This window comes from Psychroflexus planctonicus, assembly GCF_014640195.1.
GTDB lineage: Bacteria > Bacteroidota > Bacteroidia > Flavobacteriales > Flavobacteriaceae > Psychroflexus > Psychroflexus planctonicus.
Window position 1 is genome coordinate 230,897 of sequence record NZ_BMGM01000003.1, and the last position, 22,412, is coordinate 253,308.

The following is a 22,412-nucleotide window of genomic DNA, read 5'->3' on the forward strand; positions in this document are numbered from 1 at the left end:
TATGGAAGAAAATTACAAATTAGCAAAATGGTTAGATAACCAAATTCCTGACCGTGAAATGCAAGATTTGGAAGGCTTTGACACCTACCAAAAAATCAAAAAAATTAGTCAGGATTTAGCTGCTCCTAATCTAAACGAAGAAAAAACCTTTCAACAAATTGAATTCAGGAATATACAGCAAAAATCAAATTTCAAGGTTTTTTACAAATTTGCAGCAGCACTAGCCTTACTTGTTGGTGTGGCATCGTTTTCTCTTTTCTTTGCTGCCAAAGAAGTGGTAACCCTAAGCCAAACACAAAAAATTGAATTACCTGACCAATCCAAAATTCAGCTTGCAGCAAATTCGCAATTGCAATACAACGCTTTAACATGGTGGTTCAACAGAGATGTAAGTTTGAATGGAAAAGCCTATTTTGAAGTAGAAAAAGGCAGTACATTTAATGTTGAAACTCCACTTGGTTTAGTACAGGTTTTAGGAACTAAATTTGAAGTAGATGCAACAGAAAATCAATTCAGTGTTCGCTGTTTTGAAGGAAAAGTAAAAGTAATTACCAATCAACATCAGGAAATTCTTGAAGCAAATGAATCTGTTTTCATCTCAAACAAAAATGAATTAAAAAAAGAGTTTATACCATACAATCAGCCTTTTTGGACAGATGCACATGTTCAATTAAATGCAGCTGAATTGAAAAAAGTGGTAAAATTATTAGAAAAGCATTTTAATATAGAAATCGATATTTCAACAATTTCAAAAGAAAAACAATTCAGTGGAAAACTAAGCACTCAGGATTTAAAAGAAAACTTTGAAATCATTTCATCAACTTATCAATTTAAAATCGAGCAAGTCAACAAGAATAAATATATTTTTGTTGAAGATGAAGAAAACTAAAAACATACTTTTCCTTTTTTGTTTTATTGCGCTTAGCCAATTTGCGAGTAGTCAAAAGCTTATTGAAGGCAAGGCAATTTTTAAGCAACTCGAAAATCGGTTTCAGGTAAATTTTAATTATTTACCAGAAGATGCACAATCCTTTGAAGTACCTGAAAGTTTATTGAAAAGTAGCTCATCTTTAGAAGAAATTATCTATTTTATTGAATTACATACCTACTCCAACATCACTGAATACAAAGATGGGTATTACAATATAACTTCTTATACCTATGATTTTTGCTTTCAATTCATCAATTTGATAAATGAAAAGGAAGTTTCTGATTTAGCATTGATCATCAACCAAAACGTGGAAGCAAAAACCAACACCGTTGGAAAAGTGTTTGTCAATAATTTAAAACAAATTGATCACATTCAATTGAGGTCTTCTGCTTACGAATTGGAAAATACACCTACACAGTTTTCAAAAAGTAAGCGCTGTCAAACGGTGTATGTTATTCAAAATGAAACGCTAGATGAAATATTCATTGTGGATTATTTAGCCAAAGGAATTCGTTTGCAAAACGACCAAGGCATTGAAATTAACCCAAAGGAATTCGGAAGCCTACCAGGATTGATTAATCCTGATGTTTTCCATAGTTTACAATATGTTCCAGGTGTTTTAAGTCCCACGGAGAGCATTTCAGAAATCAACACCCGAGGTGGAACGCACGACCAAAATTTAATTTTATGGAATGGAGCAAGAATGTACCAAACAGGTCATTTTTTTGGGATGATTTCTGCCTTGAATCCATTTTCGTTGCATGAAGTTTCGGTCTATAAAAACGGGAGTTCTGCACGCTATGGCGAAGGAGTTTCTTCAGTGATGAACATCAACACATTTTCAAGTTTTGAAGAAAACCATCAAACAACAATGCATGCTAATTTACTCAGTGGAAGCTTTTCTACCCAGCAAAAAATAAATAACCGATTTCAAATTCAAGCATCTGCTCGCTATTCGTTTACCGATTTTTTGAATTCAATTACCTATCAAAATTTTTCTGATCGTGTTTTTCAGAATACAGCCGTTACCGAAAATGCTTCAAATGAAGTTTTTATACAAGAACAAGGTTTCTTTTTTAGAGATGTATCATTTGAAATGCAATGCCAACCCGATGAAAAAAATCATTTCAAACTTGGTTTCATGGCATTCGAAAATCAATTGAATTTTGATGAAACTTCAACCGACGAAATGCGAACTGCATCTAACCTTTTAGAGCAAAAAAATGCATTGGCAGTTGCTTCTTGGAAACACCAGTGGAATGAAAAACAGGAGAGCAAAATCAATACAACTGCTTCTTATTACAATTTATTTGCAAAAGATGCTTCCCCTACATCTTCTCAAATTTTAAATCAAGAAAATGAAGTTTTAGATTTAGGGCTTCAACTGCAACACAAAATTCAATTGAATGAAAATGGAAACCTGCTATTGGGTTATAATTTTCAAGAGATAGGCGTAAGCAATTCCAATATTGTAAATCAACCTAATATTGAAATTGTAGACCAGAAAATTTTACATATTCATTCGGCATTTGCTGAAACCAAATTTTATTTCTTGAATAGTTTTGAAGCTACTTTAGGATTGAGAACAAATTACTACTCAAGGATAAATGAAGCTGTTTTTGAACCCAGGCTAAATTTGAATTACCGTTTCAATAATGGTCATAAATTATTTATTTTGGGGCAAATAAAGCACCAAAGTTTAAGTCAAGTTATCGACCAACAAGAAGATTTTTTTGGAATTGAAAAAAGAAGATGGACGCTTAATAACAATAATGATTTTCAATTGGCAAAAAGCCATCAAATTGAAGTGGGTTGGAATTTCAATCAGCAAAATTGGTTGCTACAAACCAACTTGTACTACAAAACAGTTATGGGTTTAAATTCCAGTAGCCAAGGGTTTCAAAACCAATTGGAAAACGTAAATATCATAGGAGATTACACTGCTTTTGGCTGGGAAGCTTTAGTACAGAAAAAGTGGAGAAATTGGCGCGTGTGGAGCAACTTTGCCTTAACCCAAAACAATTATGAATTTTCAGCATTTACACCTTCCGTATTTCCGAATAATTTTGAGTTAAGTCTAAGCAATGCAAGCGGAATTACTTTTGAAAATAATGGCTATTCTCTTTCCTTAGGTAGTAGGTTTCATACAGGCAAACCCACTACAGGAATAAATGAAAATAGCCCAATTTTAGATCCAGATATCAATCCATCCATAAATTTCTTGTCACCAAATACAGATAATTTACCGGTTTATTTTCAAGTTAACGCAAGTGCTTCAAAGCAAATTGAATTCCAAAAAAGTCAACTCCAGTTTGGTTTGAGCTTGATGAATGTATTCAACTTAAACACTGAACTAAACCAATTTTATCAACTCAATGAAGATGCAACTCAAGTAGAAAATCGTATACTTCAAAACTTAGCTTTTACACCAAACGCGTTTGTAAGTTTTATTTTTTAGAAAGCTTTCTATCACTTTTCATAAACTAAACCTGACCAAAATCAATTTTATGTAAGACAATTTCGCTAACGTAACTTAGGTTACTAATAGAACAACTCTATCGCTTTAATTTTGCACTATAAATTAATGTGATATGAAACAAAAATTGAATTTTACTTTGGTATTTGTTTTTTTTCTGAGCATTGGCTTTGCACAACAAGAGCAACGCATCAGTTTAGAAGAATTCAAAAACAAAATAGAACAAAACAATAGAAGTTTATTGGTAAACGAACAAGCCTATTTACAAATGAAGGCAGAATACCGGGAAACCAATACGGCATTTTTACCGCAATTAAGTGCTTCACACACGGCTTATCGCACTGACAATCCGGTAATGGCATTTGGAACTTTGTTGAATCAAGGTGTTTTTTCAGAAAATGATTTTGCAGTTGATAACCTGAATAATCCCTCAGCCGTTTCCAACTTTGTAACCACTTTTCAAGTAGAACAACCCTTAATCAATTTAGATAAATTGGTAATGCGTTCGGCTTTAAAAGATCGAGCGGATGCACAATTACAACAAAACGCCTTTAAAAAAGACGCCTTGTTTTTACAAGCTGATCGCTTGTATATGCAACTACAATTAGCCTATAAGAGCATTCTGGTTGTAGAAAAATCTAAACTTACTGCTGAAGCCAATTTAAAAAGTATTGAAGATTTTTATGCGGAAGGCTTATTGGTAAAATCGGATGTATTAAGTGCAAAAGTTCGTGTAAATGAAGTAGAAAATGCGCTGACTAAAGCCAAAAATGAACTGCAATCTATTTCAGATTATATGTATTACATGATGAATGATGAAGGAAGCTTGTTAGCTCCTGAAAACGAGCTGCAAGTTAACCTAAAGCTAAATGATGTTACTGAAAACTTAGATGCGCGAAAGGATATTTTGGCTATGGATTTAAGTGTGGAAGCTTACCAAAAAATGAAGCAGTCTGCAGGGATGATGTATTTACCTACACTCAATGCCTTTGGAAACATACAGTATTTTGATGAAAAACTTTTTGGCACAGGCGCAGATAACTTTTTTGTTGGGGCATCATTAAATTGGAATTTATTTGAAGGCGGAAGCCGAATTGCCAAAAACCAAAAAATGAAAGCTCAATTTCAACAAGCAAAATTAGAAGCAGAAGACTACAAAGCTTCAGCCGAAGTTGAACTGCAAAAAGCAAAACGTAAACTTGAAGAAGCTGAAAACTTAATGAATAGAAATCAACTTTCATTAGAGCAAGCACAAGAAGCATTTCAAATTAGAAAAAACAGATTTGATGAAGGCCTAGAAAGAGCAACCGATTTACTCAACGCAGAAGTACAATTGGCCAATCAAGAGTTACTTTATAATCAATCTATTTTTCAATTTAACTTAGCTCAATTGCAAGTTCAATTTTTAGGGAATGCTAACTAAAGTAGCTCTGCGCCCTTGGCGTCTTAGCGGTTAAGAAATTAAGCAGAAAGCAATAACACTTAAAAAATTAATAAAAATAATTTGCCTTATAATTAATACTATGTACTTAATACCATTTAAAATGAATAAAATAACCTACACTTTCGGAATACTAATCTTCGCTTTTGGCCTACTAATAAGCTGTGAAAGCAAAGAAGAGCAAACAACAAATGAAGCTCCAAGTGTTGATGTCAAGCTTGTAAAACCTACTACGGAGGTAGCTAAAACCTTAAGTTTTAAAGGAAAAATTAATGCAGCAAAATCTACTAGCATTCGTACACGTGGATCTAGTTTTGTTGAAGAAGTGTATGTGAAAACAGGCGACCAAGTACAGCAAGGAGATTTACTTATTCGCCTAAATAATGCCGATTTGCAAGCTAAAAAAGCACAAGTTGAAGCACAAATTCAACAAGTTAATGCACAATTAAACAACACACAACGCGACGTAGAACGGTATCAAAACTTATACGAAAAGCAAAGTATTTCTGAAAAAGAACTGGAAAATATAGAGCTCCAGTTGGCATCGGTAAAAGCGCAGAAACAAACGGCACTTCAACAGTTACAAGAAGTAAATTCAGAGATGAAATATTACCAAATTAAAGCGCCTTTTAGCGGAGTAATTACTGCAAAAAATGTTCAAAAAGGCGATTTGGCCAATCCGCAACAAGCTATGCTTCAATTGGAAGGAAAAGCGGGTTTTGAAATAGAAGTTTCAGTTTCAGAACGCAATATTGCTAACTTTCAACAAGGTGACTCAGCGGTAGTTCATTTAAATGATTCAAATAGAAAATTAGCTGCTGTAATAACTGAAGTAAGCGCATCTTCTGCTTCAACTGGAGGACAATACAAGGTAAAAGCAAGCATTACTTCAGTAGAAAATGAAGCTTTATTCGCTGGAATGAATGCAAGCTTGTCTTTACAAACAGACCAACTTCACAAAGGGATTTTTGTTCCGAAAAACAGTATCATTAGAAGAGGAGAATTAAAAGGATTGTATGTGGTTAGTCAGCAAAACACAGCTTTGTTACGCTGGGTAAGAGTAGGAAGCATTATCGATGAAAACATAGAGATTTTAAGCGGATTATCTCCCGACGAACAAGTAATTAGCTCAGGAAAATCTAAGTTGTATAATGGAATCAAAATTGCTTTTTAAAAAAGCCAATAAGCTTCTTCCCTTCAGGGAAGACGGGAGATGGGTGTAAAGTTTGAAACGATTACTCTCTTTGCCTATTGGCATTTCAATCAAGGGGAAAAATCGAAAACCATTTTAGAAGTAAAAGAATAAAAAAAACTAATAAAATTTCCACTAATTCAAAAGGCTAAATTAAAGTTTCTCTTTGAGATTAGGGACTAAATAAAACAAAATGAAAAACGGTATAGCAGGAAAATTAGCCAATGCGTTTTTAACTTCAAAAATCACAGTTTTATTAATGGTGGTTTTTATGGGAGTTGGAATTTATGCTACTTTATTAATTCCCAGAGAAGAAGAACCACAAATTGATGTGCCCATGGCCGATATTTTTGTGGGTTACCCAGGAGCCAGTCCAAAAGAAGTTGAAAATAGAGTAATTGTACCTTTAGAGCGAATCATTTCAAATATTCAAGGTGTAGAATATGTGTATTCTACTTCTATGAAAGAACAAGGGATGGTGATTGTTCAATTTTATGTTGGCGAAGATATTGAGCGCTCGTATGTAAAGCTTCATAACGAAATTATGAAGTATATGGATATGATGCCCAAAGGAGTTACGCAACCGCTCATCAAAACACGTTCTATAGATGATGTACCCGTAATGGGAATCACACTTTTTAGTGAAAATTACGACGATTACCAATTGCATCAAATGGCAAATGAATTAATTGTTGAAATTGAAAAGGTAGAAAATGTTTCCACCACTAAAAACATAGGTGGGAGAAATAAAGAACTTCAAATTGAATTGAACCACCAAGAAATGGCCAACTACGGTTTAGATATTTTGAAGGTAACCGAAATGATTCAAGCTAATCATATTCAGTCTTCGAGTGGAAACATTCAAAAAAGTGATGAGGAAATAAAAATCTCAACCGGTAATTACATTTCTAGACCAGAAGATTTAAGGCAATTGATTGTTGGTACTTATCAACAACAACCTGTTTATTTGCATCAGATTTCTTCCATCTCAGAAGGACCAGAAACAGCCAAAAATTATGTGAGTTTTGGTTATGGTGCTGCATCCGAATTAAAAAAGGAAATGCCATCTTCTTATTCAGCGGTTACCATTTCAGTTGCTAAGCGAAAAGGAGCAGATGCCATGCAAGTTGCAGAAGCAGTTGTAAAGCAAAAAGAACGCTGGGAAAAATACATTATTCCAGAAGATGTACAAATGGAAGTTACGCGAAATTATGGAGAAACCGCATCCGATAAGGTATCCGATTTATTGTTCAACTTACTTAGTGCAATTATTGCAGTTACGCTTGTTGTAATGCTTTCCATGGGTTGGCGTGGTGGTTTGGTGGTATTTATTTCGGTACCCATCACTTTTGCATTAACCATGTTGAGTTATTATTTATTCGATTATACTTTAAACCGAATTACCCTTTTCGCTTTGATTTTCATTACTGGTATTGTGGTAGACGATTCTATTATTATTACTGAAAATATGCACCGGCATTTTAAGATGAAAAAAATGAGTCTTCGAAAAGCAGCCATTTACGCGATTAATGAAGTGGGGAATCCAACCATTTTAGCTGCTTTTATTGTAATTGCTTCTGTGCTTCCTATGGCATTTGTGAGTGGTTTAATGGGACCTTATATGAGTCCGATGCCTATTGGTGCTTCCATTACTATGATTTTATCTTTGTTTATTGCTTTAACCATTGTTCCTTATTTAGCTTATTATTTCTTAAAAGCAGATGGAAAACAACCCGTTGAAGGTGAAGATGAAGATGATGATTTTGAAGAAATTGAAAATGACTCGGCTGGTGAAGAAGACAAGGATTTGCAACAAACAAAAATCTATAAGTTGTACAATAAAATTCAACGCCCAATGCTAGAAAGTAGAACCAAGCGCTGGGGGTTTATTGGTGGAATTACTTTATTGTTACTGGCATCAATTGTACTATTTTTAAATCAGTCGGTGTTAGTAAAAATGCTTCCGTTTGATAATAAGAATGAATTTCAAATTGTTATCGATTTACCCGAAGGAACAACATTAGAACGTACCAATGCAGTAACGCAAGAAATTGCTGAATATGTAAAAAACAGACCTGAAGTAGTCGATTACCAAAGCTATGTAGGCACAGCTTCTCCCATAACGTTTAATGGGTTAGTTAGACATTACGATTTACGTAATGAACCACGCATGGCCGATATACAGGTAAACATTACCCATAAAAACGACCGCAGCGAGCAGAGTCATGATATTGCAAAATCCTTTAGAGCAGATGTTCAGAGAATAGGCGATCAATATGGTGCAAATATTAAAATTGTAGAAGTTCCGCCAGGACCGCCAGTTTTGTCTACCATTGTTGCTGAAGTTTATGGTCCAGACTATAACGAGCAAATTAACATTGCCAGAAACATCAAGCAAATTTTAAGCGAAACTCAGGATGTAGTAGATATTGATTGGCGAGTTGAAGCCGACCAAAAAGAAATGCATTTTGAAATTGATCGTGAGCGTGCTAGTTTAGAAGGAATTGTTCCTGCACAGTTAGTCAATGCTATGCAACTCAGTCTTGGTGAACATGCGATAGCACAAGCCTACAGAGAAAATTCTAACCAAAATGTAGGAATTGTATACAAAACCAAAAATGAAGACAAAGCCGACTTAGACCAGTTATTGAAATTGAAAGTAATTTCAGCAAAAGGAAATCCAGTTGAAATTGGCGACTTGGTAAAAGTTGTAGAACAGCCCATAGAGAAAAGCATTTTTAGAAAAAACAAACGAAGAGTAGTATATGTAACTGCTGAAATGGCTGGAGAATTAGAAAGTCCGGTTTACGCCATTCTCGGCATGGAAGAATATTTAAAAGACATGCACCTACCCGAGGGATATTCTATTGAAGAATTGTACACTGAAATCCCTGTAGATACCGACGATTACAAAGTAAAGTGGGACGGCGAATGGCAAATTACCTTAGAAGTATTTCGCGATTTAGGCATCGCATTTATTGGTGTAATATTCATTATATACATGTTAATTGTAGGTTGGTTTCAAAGCTTCCGTTCACCAATTGTTATGATGATCGCCATACCACTTTCGCTTGTGGGAATTATTTTAGCACACTGGATTTTTGATGCCTTTTTTACGGCTACATCCTTTATTGGTATGATTGCTTTAGCGGGAATCATGGTTCGAAACTCCGTTTTATTAATCGATTTTATTGAAATTAGATTAAATGACGGCATTCCATTCAAACAAGCCATTATTGAAGCTGGGGCAGTTCGAACCACTCCGATTTTGCTCACCGCTGGAACCGTAGTTATTGGTGCAGTAGCCATTTTATTCGATCCGATTTTTCAAGGATTAGCACTATCGCTTATGGGCGGAACCATAGTTTCTACCTTCTTAACTTTATTGGTAGTTCCATTGGTGTATTATGTGGTAATGAAGAAGAAATATGCTTCATAGGAATACATTTTATTTACTGTACAAAACCTACTGGGATATCTTTTTTTAATAAAACCAATTTTATGAGATATATAGCTATACAGCCAAAATAATATTGATAATGATAAATTTATGCTTGTTAATATATTGTTTAAAATTAAGCCTTTAAACCAATCGTGTTTAATAATTCCATTCAAAAATAAATACAAATAATTGACTTTTAATAAAAGGATAAATCATACAATTCATTAATTCATAATTAAAAGTTAAAATTAAAAAACTAAATAGTTGATGTTTAAACGTAAAATTTGAATTTGTTCAAAATTAAAAAGCTTGCAAAAGACTTTATTATCTGAGAAAGATGATTTATTTTATAAATCAAAATATGTAATAATTGTTTACAACAGGTTAGATGTCAATAATGTAGATTTATGATTTTTTTGTAATATTGAAAAAAATATGTTAAAATGAAAAATCACATTAAAATAATATCAGTGCTCATGCTTTTGGTTATTTCTGCGTGCTCTAATACTAAGGTAATCGCATCATGGAAATCAGAAAATGCGAATCAGATTAAAAACAATAAAAACGTACTTGTAATTGCACGTACAGGAGATAAACAAGCTCGGATAGCTTTTGAATCTGAAATTGCTGAAAAATTAAATAAAGAAGGAATAAATGCAACGAGTAGTTTTTCAATTTTGCCAACCAATTTAAAAATAGGTAAGGAATTAACTGAAGAACAAAAAATGGCTTTTAAAGAGTTTCTAAAAATCGAAGGTTTCGATGGTGTTGTACTAAATGTCATTAAGGATTTAGAAGAAACTACAAAAACCTATAGCGACGGAGGCTATTACGCCGGTGCAACTGTACCTTTTTATCCTTCATATTACAATGGTTTTTATACTTATTATTTTAATCCTTATTCATATACTTCATTTGGAACTTATGTTGAACCGACCACTACAACTTATTCTTACAAAACTTATGTTTTAGAAACCGTGGTTTACAACTTGAATCAGAAAGAAAATGATCAATTGATTGCAGTTGTTACTTCAAAAATTGAAAATCCACAAGACATTGATAATGATGCAAAGGTGTTTGCTAAAAAAATCTTTAATTCTTTAAAATAAAATTTATTGTTCTTGATTTATCTAAAAGGAGTTTATTAAATATTCAATTTTTGATATGAAAAAATTTTTATTGAGTTTTCTAGTCATAGGTTTATTCGCTTGTAAAGATAAACCTAAGGCTGTTAGTGTTACAAACCCAAAAGTCCAAGTCGTTAGTTTAAGAGAACATAACATTAGCCTCGAAAAGGATTTTGTAGGACAAGTATATGGGTATAATGATATCCCTATCAGAGCTCGTGTAGCTGGATTTCTAGAACAAATTGCTTTTCAAGAAGGAAGCTATGTTAAAAAAGGCGACTTATTATATGTAGTAGATCCCGATCAACTTTTAGAGTCTGTAAATGCTGCAAAAAGTGATTTAGCGCGAAGCAAAGTCAACAAAGAACGTGCTATAAGCGATTTAAACAGAATCGAACCCTTAGCTAAAATAAACGCTGTGAGTCAAAAAGACTTAGATGCAGCAGTTGCTGCCAAAAAAAGTTCTGAATCTGTTGTAGAAGCTGCTGAAGCCAAATTACGACTAGCACAAATAAGATTGAACTATGCAAGTATTAAATCGCCTGTAGATGGTGTTATAGGAAAATCGTTGGCTGGTGAAGGAGAGTTTGTTGGTAGAGCGCCAAACCCTGTAATTTTAAATACGGTATCTACCATAGATTCTTTACGGGTTGAATTTTTTGTGACTGAAAATGATTATATATCGTGGAGTAAACGTGATAAATCAGAAGATGATAAAACCATTGATATACCTTTGAAGTTAATACTATCTGATGGCAGTTTATTTGAGTATAAAGGGAAAATAAATTTCATCAATAGGGAGGTCGATGCTATTACAGGTGCTATTTTAGTTCAATCTATCTTTCCTAATCCAGATCGCTTGGTGAGACCTGGTCAGTTTGCGCGTGTTAGAGCTTCTGTGAAATCCATACCAAATGCTTTGCTTGTGCCTCAACGCTGTGTAAGTGAAATCCAAGGTAATTATTTTGTGATGCGTGTTAAAGATAATGGTGAAGCTGAACAAGTTGGAATAAAACTTGGCCAAGCCTACAAGGATTATTTTGTCGTTGATGAAGGTTTAACGCCAAATGACAGGGTAGTTTATGAAGGCTTACAACGTGCCAAAAGCGGAAGTGTTGTAGATGCAGAGGTCATAGAATTCAAATCGCAATACAAAGCGGATTAATTATGGAAGAGAATCAAAAAGATATATTTTTTGTACGACGCCCTATTGTTGCTATTGTCATCGCTATATTTATGCTTATAATCGGTGGAGTTTCTGTTTTAGGAATAGCCGTTGAACAATACCCTAATATTACGCCTCCAATAGTCCGAGTAAGTACGTTCTTCACCGGAGCAAACTCCACAACGGTTGAAAATTCTGTTGCCGCCCCACTTGAACAACAAATCAACGGGGTAGAAAATATGCTCTACATGAAATCTACCAACGCCAATGATGGTAGCATGAGCCTTGAAATAACTTTCGATCTGGGTACAGACCCGGACATGAACACGGTATTTACTCAAAACAGTGTAGCCACGGCCACGCCTAAACTCCCTGAAGCCGTAAAGCGAATTGGAGTAACCACAAAAAAATCGATGAGTAGTATCTTGATGTTACTATCAGTAACTTCTCCCAATGGAACCTACGATAAAGACTTTTTGGGTAATTATTCCATCATCAACATCCAAGATGAATTGGCCCGTATTAAAGGTGTAGGTAGAGTTCAGGTTTTAGGCTCAAGTAATTACTCAATGCGTATATGGGTAAAACCGGACAGGTTAGCGAAATTGGGTGTATCTATACCTGAAATCATGAATGCCATTCGTCAACAAAATGTTGTCTCACCAGGTGGGCAAATTGGATCTGAGCCGGCACCGCCAGGAACAGAATTCACATATACGGTGAGATTGCCTGAACAACTTGTAGATGAAAGCGAATTTGAAGATATTGTAATTCGTACCTTACCTGATGGAAGCCAATTACGATTAAAGGATATTGCTGAAATTAATTTAGGCACAGAAAACTATAACGCCTTATCACGAACTAACGGAAAGGATGCAGCGGCCATAGCTATTTTTCAATCCCCGGGAACAAACGCTGTGGAATTAGCAGAAAAAGTGACTTCAACCATGGATAACATGGCTGAAAATTTTCCAGAAGATATTGCTTACAAAGTGTCTTTAGACTCTACTGAACCTATTATGGCCGGTATCCATGAAATTATCGAAACCCTTATTATTGCTTTAGTTTTAGTTATTTTTGTCGTATTCCTGTTTATACAAGATTGGCGTGCCACATTAATTCCTACTTTAGCTATTCCGGTATCATTGGTCGCTACATTTATGTTTTTCCCAATGCTCGATTTTACGGTCAATTCTTTATCTCTCTTAGGCCTTGTACTTGCTATAGGTATTGTGGTAGATGATGCTATTGTTGTGGTAGAAGCCGTACAAGTTAATATTGAAAAAGGCATGAACCCAAAAGCTGCTACAACTGCAGCCATGAAAGAAGTTACAGGCCCAATTATAGCAACCACATTAGTCATGATAGCTGTGTTTGTGCCCGTTGCCGCTATGGCTGGTATTACGGGAAGTCTGTATCAGCAATTTGCGATTACCATTGCTGTATCTGTAGTGTTTTCATCGATTAATGCTTTGACTTTAAGTCCAGCTCTATGCGCCTTATTAATGAAAAAACCTACCGAGTCTAAAGGCGCTTTAGCTCGTTTTTTCAAGAAGTTCAATACCATGTTTGATCGTGGTACCCAGAAATACGGAAAAGCAACTGCTGCAATATCAGGCAAAATGAAACGCGGTGTAGTCTATCTTATTATTAGTGTTATTGCTGCGGGTATTTTTGGCGCTATGGTACCTGGCGGATTTTTACCCGAAGAAGACCAAGGCTACTTTTTTGTTAATGTTCAATTACCTAACGCTGCATCTCTTCAAAGAACAGATGTTGTGGTTAAAGACATTGAAGAATTACTCATGCAGGAAGAAGATATAGAGTATGTGACTGCGGTTACAGGATATAGCTTATTATCCGGCGCCATGATACCAAACAACGCCTTTGTTTTTGTGAAATTAGCCAATTGGGATGAGCGTGAGCGAACAGCAAATGAAGCCATTTCACAAACTAATACCTTATTGCGTAATAATATTATTGAAGCTCAAGCCGTGGCATTTGGGCCACCAGCAATTCCTGGTCTTGGGAATGGTTCAGGGTTTAGTATTATGATTCAGGATAAAGGCGGTCAAACCCCGGCATATTTAGCTGAACAAACTTATAAATTTATTGCAGAAGCCCAAAAACGTCCTGAAGTGGCATCTGCATTTACAACTTTTCAAGCCAGTGTACCACAAAGACGTATGATTCTTAATAAAGACAAGATATTAAAATCTGACGTGGCTTTAGGTGATGTTTACAACACCTTTGCGGCTTTTCTTGGGGGGGCTTATGTCAACGATTTTACAAAATATGGCCGTTTATACAAAGCTTATGTTCAAGCTGAACCCGAATATCGACAAAGTGAAAAAGGACTTGATTTGTTTTTTGTTCAAAATAAAGATGGGGTCTCCGTGCCACTTTCTACGTTTGTTGATGTGGTGCCGGATTCAGGACCGGATTATACAACCAGATTCAATTTATATCGTGCAGCAGAAGTTACCGGACAACCGGCTTCTGGCTATAGTTCTGCAGAAACCCTCAATGCTTTAGAAGAAGTGGCGACCGAAGTTTTACCATCCGATATGACCTACAGCTGGAATGCAATGAGCTATCAAGAAAAGAAATCTTCCGGTCAACTTTCGATAGTGTTTGCATTCTCCTTGTTTTTTGTATTCTTGATTTTGGCTGCACAATATGAAAGTTGGAGCATGCCACTGGCTATTTTACTAGGAACACCATTTGCGTTGATGGGTGCTTTTGGATTTTTATACATAGCCAGATTATTTAGCGAGAGTTACCTCACCAATATCTTTGCTCAAATTTCTTTGGTGATGTTAATTGCCATGGCTGCGAAAAACGCTATTCTTATTGTTGAATTTGCCAAGATTAAATTTGATGAAGGCTTCAGCCTATTTGATGCGGCTGTAGAAGCAGCAGTATTAAGATTCAGACCAATATTAATGACAACTTTTGCTTTTATATTAGGTGTTTTACCACTTTTACTTGCAAGTGGAGCTGGAGCCGAAGCAAGAAAAGTTATGGGTGTAGCTCTGCTTGGTGGCATGGGCGTTGCTACTGCTATTGGTGTATTGATGTATCCTATGCTGTTTGTGTTGATTGGAAAATTGGCAGGCTACGAAAAAAACCGAAGCCTTGAACCTAAAAACGATAGCCATGAAAAATAGATTGATATTAGTCGTTTTAATATTATCGGTTTTAATAGGCTGTAAAGCTGGAAAAAACTATAAAGGTGCCGAAGTTGATGTGCCAGATCGTTTTTATTTCGAAGAAGAAGCTGAAGTGCCAAACGAACTTACTGTTAACCCTATGGATTTATCAAAAGACAGTATTTCTGATTTGGATTTCTTTAGTCTTTTCCAAGATCCTGTTCTGGACAGTTTAATACAGAAATCAATTGAATATAACCAGGATTTAAATATAGCTGCTGAAACTGTTGTTCAGGCACAAGATGGTATCATTGTTCAACGTTCTGCCATGCTTCCCAGTTTTGGGGTCGAAGGTCGGGCTACAAGGGGTAATTTTCAAGGGGTTCAGCTTCCAAGCACGCAAAATACATTTTCTGCTGTAGCATTTGCCAATTGGGAAATTGATTTTTGGGGAAAGTTTCGGCGTCTTAATGAAGCGGCCAGAGCAAGACTGATGCAAAGTGAAGAAGCCTATCGAGCAACAAAACTCAGCTTAGTAACTTCAGTAGCTACTAATTACTTTCTGCTTTTAGATTATAAAAAACGATTAGAAATTTCAGAAAGAAACTTAGCGCTTAGGGATAGTGTGCTCAACATCATCGAACAACGATTTGAAAAAGGCATTGTTGCTGAAATTGATGTGAATCAAGCCCAAATCAAACGTGCTGTGGCAGCCGAGTCTGTTCCAGTATGGAAAAGATTCATCGCTCAAACCGAACATCGATTGAGTTTATTGGCCGGCGCAAACCCAGGCAGAATAGTTACCGAAAGCAAACTTTTAGAAATAGATACCACATTCACAATTCCAGCTGGTCTGCCAAGTGATTTATTGTTAAGGCGTCCAGATGTGATGGCAGCCGAACAAAACCTAATTGCTCAAAACGCCTTTGCAGGTTCAGCTAAAGCGAATCTATTTCCAAATATCAGCTTAACCGGATTGGTTGGTGGAGTTTCCAATGAATTGTCAATGCTTACAGACGGACCTTTAGCTTGGAATGTCGGAGGTTCTATTTTAGGCCCTTTATTCAATTTTGGTCAGCTTAGGCGTCAGTTAAGTATTGAAGAGAGTAAAACCAGACAAGCTTTATTAGCTTACGAAAGAACCGTTTTAGACGCCTTTCGTTCCGTTGAAGATGCTCTTGTAGAAATCTCAACCCTTAAAGAACAACTGAAAGCCAGACAGGATCGATTAGATGCGTCACTCAAAGCACAGTATTTATCCGGTGAACGCTATGACAAAGGTGCGACAAGTTATCTTGAATTTTTAGAATCTCAGCGTCAGGCTTTTGAGTCAGAACTTAATTATGTGGAGACCAGACAACAATTGCTCAATGCGTACGTGAATTTTTATTTAGCACTTGGTGGTGGATGGGATTTATAGATTAATACAACCGAATTAAGACTAAATGACGGTATTCCATTCAAACAAACCATTATTGAAGCTGGAGCAGTTCGGACCACTCCGATTTTGCTCACTGCAGGAACCGTAGTTATTGGTGCGGTGGCGATTTTATTTGATCCGATTTTTCAAGGATTAGCACTATCGCTTATGGGCGGAACCATTGTTTCTACCTTCTTAACTTTATTGGTAGTTCCATTGGTGTATTATGTGGTAATGAAAAAGAAATATGCTTAAACGAGCTATTAAAAAAGTATAGATTTAATTCTTCAGAATTTTAAAGCTAATATTTTTCTATTTAGAGCCTGAAACTTTTGTTTTAGGCTTTATTTCTTTAACTGCTTATTCATAAAAACCTATGTTGGTATAAGTATTTACAGATGAAAATTTTTAATTTTCTAAATAAAATAAAACTCTCATCTCCTGACTACGGCAGGCAGGTTCAGCACAAATATCAGCATTTTTTCAAGTGTTTTAACTTTACCGATTACAAGTACTGTCTCTTTTCTATAAGTTCTAGATTTGTTTTAGTGCCGTCGATATTTGTGTAATTCAGTTTTACAAATCCAAATTTTTCGTTGAAAAACGCTGTTAATTCTGTTTGTCCGATTCTACTTTTTGCAGTCGATTTAATTACATAACACGCAAATTCTCCTAGTTTAGTTTCCAATTTTATTTTATCAATAATTTCATATTTGCATTTGTTCTCGATAGAACCTTCCCACATTTTCCAACGCGCATCAGCCCAAGAATCTCCGATTTGTAAACTCCAATCCCATTCATTCCCAATTTCATATGGAGCTTTTATATATGGAAATGGGTTTAATTCAAGTATTTTGAAATAATTACTTCGAGGTGGATGAATCCATACATTTGCTTCATTTTCTATAACCCCAGACATTGAATTTGTTATTTCATCATCAAAACTATATTTTACACAGGTTTGATTATAATCAGGTATATGATTGGACATTGGGTTTCCATCTGCAACAGATATTTTCACTGTTTTAATAGTTGAAGTATCAATAGAATCAGAATCTACAAAGTGCCAAATTCGACTATCGTTAGGTGCTTTTTTAAAGTACTGAATTTTATTTTCCTTTGTTATATGTTGATATTCATAAACAAACTCAGCTCCTACTTTATACACAATATTATTATGATTGTATTTATTTATATCTACCACAGTAGAATCAAATGACTCAACTGTAATACTTTCATTTTCACTAATTAAATCGTATGATGGATAGTCAACTTTTTTCGTTTCTACCTTTTCTTCAGTTTGTTTTATATCATTACAACTCAAAAATAAAATTATAAAGCCTATAAAAACATATAATCTGGATTTCATTTATTTAATTTAAAGTTAGTTTTTCAATTTAAAATGGTAGGCAACTTATAAAGATGAAAGAAAGTTACAAATCTATTTATGGTTTAGCATTTGTATTTAAGAAGTCAATTTTTTCGTTAACCAATTTGCCTATATTAGATCCTTGAGTAATTCCTTCAAATACAGCTGAATCGTAATGTATTCCTCCGTATACTCTACTTCTTGCGGCTTCATTTGCTGCATCCTTAAAAGAATTGAATTTTCTGGAAGGCAAGCCATAAGGAATTTCTGTAGTATCTAAAAAACCAAAGTTTTCTCCAAACATATCTGTTAGGACTTCTGCTGCTGAGTTGGAAACAACAGAATGACCGCTTGTATATTCTGGAAATGGTGGTGTTTGTAAAATAGGCAGCCATTCAGAATCTATATATTTGGTAATGAGTGTTTCTGGCCTTACTAAATTACTGCGGTATTTTTCATCCCAACAACTTATAAAAGCATCTGCAATAGCAATTGAAGTTTTAGTTTGCGCATAAACCGATTTTTTAAAATCGGCTTCTGTTTCATTACATGCAATTTTACAAATACCTACCCAATGTGCACCAGGTGATATTTTTTTATCAGCAAACATAAAATGCCCTTTATTCACTGAAACAAAGGGATTACAATCCCAAAATCTAGCGATAGCTATTTCTTCACTTTCATCTCCTGCTCCTCTAATTGTATTATTGATATTATAAACCGAAATTAACTCTTTATAAAATTTAGAACCCGGTTCTAGTGAAAACTCAGGAGGTGGCACAGGCTTAAATTGTGAAGCTGAATCTAAAACAAAAGGTCTAAGTTTATTCCAATGTGGTTCAATTCCTTTCATATAAGCCGGTGGTGTAGGTTGCCAAACAGATGGATCTTCAGAAAATATATTATAGTCTGGCATATTTCGCGTTTCAACATAACCGTCCATTTGCATCCAATTGATAATTTGCTCAGCCACTTGAATACCATGTTTTTTGGATACTTCAAATTCAACAGGATTGATTTTCTTCCATTCTAGATATAAACTGTCTCGATAGTTGGTGATTATTTCTTTAGAAAAAACTAACTCACTAGAAACATTGATATACGCAATTAATGATGCTAAATTTAAATTTAACTGGGCTTGAACTGGAATTGCCTCGTAATTTTGTAAGCCGTTTAGTTGATTTGTAAGCGGAAAATATTTTTCACTTTTATCACTAAAGGTCTGGTAAGCTGCAATATTTGGATAAACGTAAATTCTACTAGCTACAGGAGGAGAAAAAATATCATGCACCATAACTTCAGTAAGTTTATCTATTGCATGATGATAATGCTCTCTCTCTATTTTAATAGACTGTTTGTTTTCTTGACAAGCTAGTAAGCTTAAAAAAAGAAATATTGAAATGGAAAAATTAATTTTCATAGTGCTTAAAATTCATCAAAACAAATACCTACTTGTAAGAATAGGATTTGACTTCATCATTATTTGATATGATAATTAGTAAGTTAAAGTCTTTCATTTGTATTGTTTCCATTTTTTTAATTTGGGAATGAAAAGGATCTATTCCTAATTCGGAAATCCAATTGTATTCATTTTTATTTTTTACTAATAAACCTTTTAAAGAAACATACTTACCATGATATGTATTCATTTTATTTGAATTACCACCGAGTATAAAATGTTTTTGTTGGTCTACTTCCATTTCTAAAAAACTATTGATAGGTGCTAATTGAAAATCTTTTGGAAATGGAACAAATTTGGTGAATTGTCCATTTTCATTTAGTAAATATCCGGAAGCTAATTCTTCAACTGTAAACTGGTCTGCATTAGAAATTGCATCTTTTGTAACTACCTCTTCAATTGTTTTGCTAGCAAAGCTTTTATGGTCTACAAATCGCTTACTGATGATATTCATTTGAGCCGAAAGCTCGTCTTTGGAATTTAATGGATAATATTTTCCATTTCTATTATATGCTAAAATACTTTCTTCCTTCCCATTATTATCAAAATCTGAATGAAACATTTTTAATGGTCCATCAAAATAAAGGTTGAATTTTGTATTTAAGCCCCAATTTCCTAAGAGTAAATCTTGGTCGCCATCTTCATCTATATCAAATAACATTGAAGTTTGCCAAAGTCCGTTGAGTTCTTCTGGCAGATTCATCTCTGATAGATTTCCATTAGAATTCATGTAAACATAAGGTCTATCCCATTCTGTAGTAATAATTAAATCTTTTTGTCCATTTCCGTTTACATCATGCCATTGAGCATCTGTAACTTTAGATTGAAGTTTAAAGTTTTTGTCTTTTGTAAAACTACCGTTACTGTGATTGACTAAAATATAGGAATCTACCATTTTGCCAAAATTACCTAGCTCAGCATAATTACCTACAAATATATCTTGATCTCCATCATTATCATAATCATAAACAGCAATAGAAGTAGTAATTAGATTATTATCAGGTATTAAGCCTTGGCTTTTAATGTATTTTCCATTTTCATTTACGTACAATCTATCATTTCTAAAATTAGCATCTTCATTGGCTCCAGATGCTACGTATAAATCTAAGTCTCCATCCTTATCTACATCTAAAAATACAGCTGAATTGTCTTCAAATTTAAAGTCTTCTTCAAATTCTGGTTGTTCAGAAACTTGAAAACTCACTCCATTGTTTATTAGTAATTGTGCGGGTTTCCCTGCCGCACTACCTATAAAAAGGTCTTGGTAACCATTATTATTTACATCTCCAATTGCAAAAGCGGGTCCTAAGGTAGAAACTTGATATGGAATAAGTTTTTCTTCGGCAAAATCATTATAGTTATCTTCTTTATGCACAAAATCTATACGATTTGTTTTAGTGAACATCCTGTTTTGTTCTGTTTCATCTTGGTAATTAAAAAAAGATTCTCCTTTTTTATAATCAATAGTAACTGTAGAGTTTATTGTTGGTTGTTTGAGTGTAACCACTTCATTATTTGGCCAAATTACTTGAATTGAATCTACAGATGTATTTGTACCTAATCCAAAATGTAATTTTCCTTCAACTGAAGACAAAAAGCCTCTGGACTTAAATAGTTGTTTAAATTGTGAAGTCCCACCAGAGTAAACGCTTGCTTTGGCACCAATTCCTTCTTTATTTTTTGCAGTATAGCTAAATTTTAAGTTGATGTAATTGGATTTTTTGTTTGTTGTATTTTCAAAAATAGAAGCGTTTTTATTGAAGTTATTGGTTACTAAATCTAAATCTCCATCCAAATCTAAATCTACATAAATAGCTCCATTAGAAAGCTGTGGCTCATTTTTAATCCAGGTTCCTGTTTGATTTGTAAATGTTTCAGAATTTCCTTGAAAAATTTCATTTGCCACATTACCACTCGGCATTTGATCTATTGAATTGAATAACCACTTAAGACCTTCATTTTCACTTCTTCCTTTAAATGCACTTGAAACGTATTTTTTAAAGTCTAAACTATTTGGTCTTCTGAGAATTCCATTAGAAATAAATAAATCTTGATGCATATCGTTATTGTAGTCTGCAAATAAAGCAGCCCAACTCCAATCTGTATCTGCTATTTGATGATAAAGTGCTTCTTCACTAAAATAATCACCATTGTGATTGACTTGAAGCATATTTCTAGAAAACTGATCTTTATAACCTAGTTTTTTAAGGTAAGCTTGCATGTTGAACATAGCATCATCTCCTTCTGTTTCTTTCAAAAGTTTTTCTTCTTTTGGAAGCATGTCTAATGTAATCAGGTCTTGGAATCCGTCTTTATTTATATCTGCGGCATCGCTTCCCATAGAAAACCTACTAATAGTTGTAAATGCTTCACCTAAGCGTTCAGAAAAAGTACCATCTTGGTTGTTGATGTAATAGTAATCGTCTTCATGAAAATCATTACAAACATAAATATCATCCCAGCCATCGTTATTAAAATCGGCTATACTTGCACTTAAACCATAACCGTTAACACCTCCAAAAATGTTAGCTGATTTGCTTACATCTATAAACTTACCATTGTCATTTTTTAATAAAACATCTCCTACGTTTGGAACTCTGTTATTCCTTAACTCTGCTTTTCCATGAGATAAATTGGTGTGCACAGCATGATTTACAATGTACACATCTAAATCTCCATCTTTGTCGTAATCAAAAAAATATGCTTGAGTTGAATAACCTTTAAAATCAAGTCCGTAGGATTTAGCATCTTCTGTAAATGTACCATCTCCGTTATTGATGAAAAGCTCGTTATGGCCTGTAAAGTCTAATAGTCCTGAAACAGCACAGACATAAATATCAAGTAAACCATCATTATTGATATCTACCATTGTAACTCCAGTGTTCCAACTTGAATTTCCGCTAATCTCAGCTTTTTCTGAAATATCTTTAAAATTTAAATTCCCTTTATTTAAAAAAAGTTTATTGTCACCCATATTAGACACAAAAAACAAATCAGGTAATCCATCACCATTAATATCACCTGTAGCTACACCGCCACCATTGTAATAATAAATATAATTAATGATGCTGTGCTCTAAATCTTCATAAACCATGTTACTAAAAAATAAACCACTCTGTTCTGCAGGTAGGTCATTAAACAAGTAATTTTTCTTTTGAACGGGTATATTTTGTTCTTTATTCTCGTCGGCACAACCGAAAAGAATAAGAGTAATTAACAGTTTAAGGCAAATTTGTGC

General features: G+C 34.4%; 12 protein-coding genes and 1 pseudogene. 10 read left to right on the top strand and 3 right to left on the bottom strand.

All coding sequences use genetic code 11. The annotated features are described in order from the left end of the window. The first annotated feature begins 1 nt into the window (after position 1). The 10 genes and pseudogenes from IEV72_RS04590 to IEV72_RS04635 form a co-directional block, all read left to right on the top strand. The gene (locus IEV72_RS04590; RefSeq protein ID WP_188457919.1) at positions 2-889 is read left to right on the top strand and encodes a FecR family protein; all 888 of its coding nucleotides are present in this window, start codon (positions 2-4) and stop codon (positions 887-889) included. Continuing rightward, a complete protein-coding gene (locus tag IEV72_RS04595) occupies positions 876-3,389 on the top strand; it encodes a TonB-dependent receptor plug domain-containing protein (protein ID WP_188457920.1) in 2,514 nt (837 codons plus the stop codon). The genes IEV72_RS04590 and IEV72_RS04595 overlap by 14 nt, the downstream gene beginning before the upstream one ends. Positions 3,390-3,522: 133 nt before the next feature. Next, positions 3,523-4,830: a TolC family protein gene (locus IEV72_RS04600; RefSeq protein ID WP_188457921.1), complete on the top strand. Its 1,308-nt coding sequence runs from the start codon at positions 3,523-3,525 to the stop codon at positions 4,828-4,830. A gap of 121 nt (positions 4,831-4,951) precedes the next feature. Beyond that, positions 4,952-6,022 (top strand): efflux RND transporter periplasmic adaptor subunit, encoded by a 1,071-nt coding sequence (locus IEV72_RS04605; protein ID WP_188457922.1) that lies wholly within the window; start codon positions 4,952-4,954, stop codon positions 6,020-6,022. 211 nt (positions 6,023-6,233) lie between these two features. Continuing rightward, positions 6,234-9,479, top strand: coding sequence for an efflux RND transporter permease subunit (locus IEV72_RS04610; RefSeq protein ID WP_188457923.1), 3,246 nt, complete (start codon positions 6,234-6,236; stop codon positions 9,477-9,479). A 446-nt stretch (positions 9,480-9,925) separates the two neighbouring features. After that, on the top strand, positions 9,926-10,591 hold the full coding sequence (locus tag IEV72_RS04615) for a hypothetical protein (protein ID WP_188457924.1): 666 nt from the start codon (positions 9,926-9,928) through the stop codon (positions 10,589-10,591). Between the two features lie 70 nt (positions 10,592-10,661). After that, complete coding sequence (locus IEV72_RS04620) at positions 10,662-11,774, top strand: efflux RND transporter periplasmic adaptor subunit (RefSeq protein WP_229731801.1); 1,113 nt, start codon at positions 10,662-10,664, stop codon at positions 11,772-11,774. Positions 11,775-11,776: 2 nt separating this feature from the next. Further along, positions 11,777-14,944, top strand: coding sequence for an efflux RND transporter permease subunit (locus tag IEV72_RS04625; protein WP_188457926.1), 3,168 nt, complete (start codon positions 11,777-11,779; stop codon positions 14,942-14,944). Next, positions 14,934-16,346, top strand: a complete 1,413-nt coding sequence (locus tag IEV72_RS04630) for an efflux transporter outer membrane subunit (protein ID WP_188457927.1) — start codon at positions 14,934-14,936, stop codon at positions 16,344-16,346. Before IEV72_RS04625 ends, IEV72_RS04630 begins: the two co-directional genes overlap by 11 nt. Further along, positions 16,347-16,601, top strand: a pseudogene (locus IEV72_RS04635) (efflux RND transporter permease subunit); the annotation flags it as partial. A 250-nt stretch (positions 16,602-16,851) separates the two neighbouring features. On the opposite strand, the gene IEV72_RS04640 reads toward IEV72_RS04635, so the two are convergent. The 3 genes from IEV72_RS04640 to IEV72_RS04650 form a co-directional block, all read right to left on the bottom strand. Next, on the bottom strand, positions 16,852-17,715 hold the full coding sequence (locus IEV72_RS04640) for a hypothetical protein (protein WP_188457928.1): 864 nt from the start codon (positions 17,713-17,715) through the stop codon (positions 16,852-16,854). Positions 17,716-17,791: 76 nt separating this feature from the next. Further along, entirely contained in the window at positions 17,792-19,135 is a 1,344-nt protein-coding gene (locus IEV72_RS04645; RefSeq protein ID WP_188457929.1) for a vanadium-dependent haloperoxidase, read from the bottom strand. Positions 19,136-19,163: 28 nt separating this feature from the next. Then, positions 19,164-22,268 carry a VCBS repeat-containing protein gene (locus IEV72_RS04650; protein WP_188457983.1) on the bottom strand — a complete coding sequence of 1,035 codons (3,105 nt, stop codon included), beginning with the start codon at positions 22,266-22,268 and terminating at the stop codon, positions 19,164-19,166. Between the last annotated feature and the right edge of the window lie 144 nt (positions 22,269-22,412).

Bases quoted from the DNA above. Each gene is read 5' to 3' on its own strand.
- IEV72_RS04590 (WP_188457919.1), top strand. From the start codon at position 2: ATGGAAGAAAATTACAAATTAGCAAAATGGTTAGATAACCAAATTCCT.
- IEV72_RS04595 (WP_188457920.1), top strand. From the start codon at position 876: ATGAAGAAAACTAAAAACATACTTTTCCTTTTTTGTTTTATTGCGCTT.
- IEV72_RS04600 (WP_188457921.1), top strand. From the start codon at position 3,523: ATGAAACAAAAATTGAATTTTACTTTGGTATTTGTTTTTTTTCTGAGC.
- IEV72_RS04605 (WP_188457922.1), top strand. From the start codon at position 4,952: ATGAATAAAATAACCTACACTTTCGGAATACTAATCTTCGCTTTTGGC.
- IEV72_RS04610 (WP_188457923.1), top strand. From the start codon at position 6,234: ATGAAAAACGGTATAGCAGGAAAATTAGCCAATGCGTTTTTAACTTCA.
- IEV72_RS04615 (WP_188457924.1), top strand. From the start codon at position 9,926: ATGAAAAATCACATTAAAATAATATCAGTGCTCATGCTTTTGGTTATT.
- IEV72_RS04625 (WP_188457926.1), top strand. From the start codon at position 11,777: ATGGAAGAGAATCAAAAAGATATATTTTTTGTACGACGCCCTATTGTT.
- IEV72_RS04630 (WP_188457927.1), top strand. From the start codon at position 14,934: ATGAAAAATAGATTGATATTAGTCGTTTTAATATTATCGGTTTTAATA.
- IEV72_RS04640 (WP_188457928.1), bottom strand. From the start codon at position 17,715: ATGAAATCCAGATTATATGTTTTTATAGGCTTTATAATTTTATTTTTG.
- IEV72_RS04645 (WP_188457929.1), bottom strand. From the start codon at position 19,135: ATGAAAATTAATTTTTCCATTTCAATATTTCTTTTTTTAAGCTTACTA.
- IEV72_RS04650 (WP_188457983.1), bottom strand. From the start codon at position 22,268: ATGGTTTATGAAGATTTAGAGCACAGCATCATTAATTATATTTATTAT.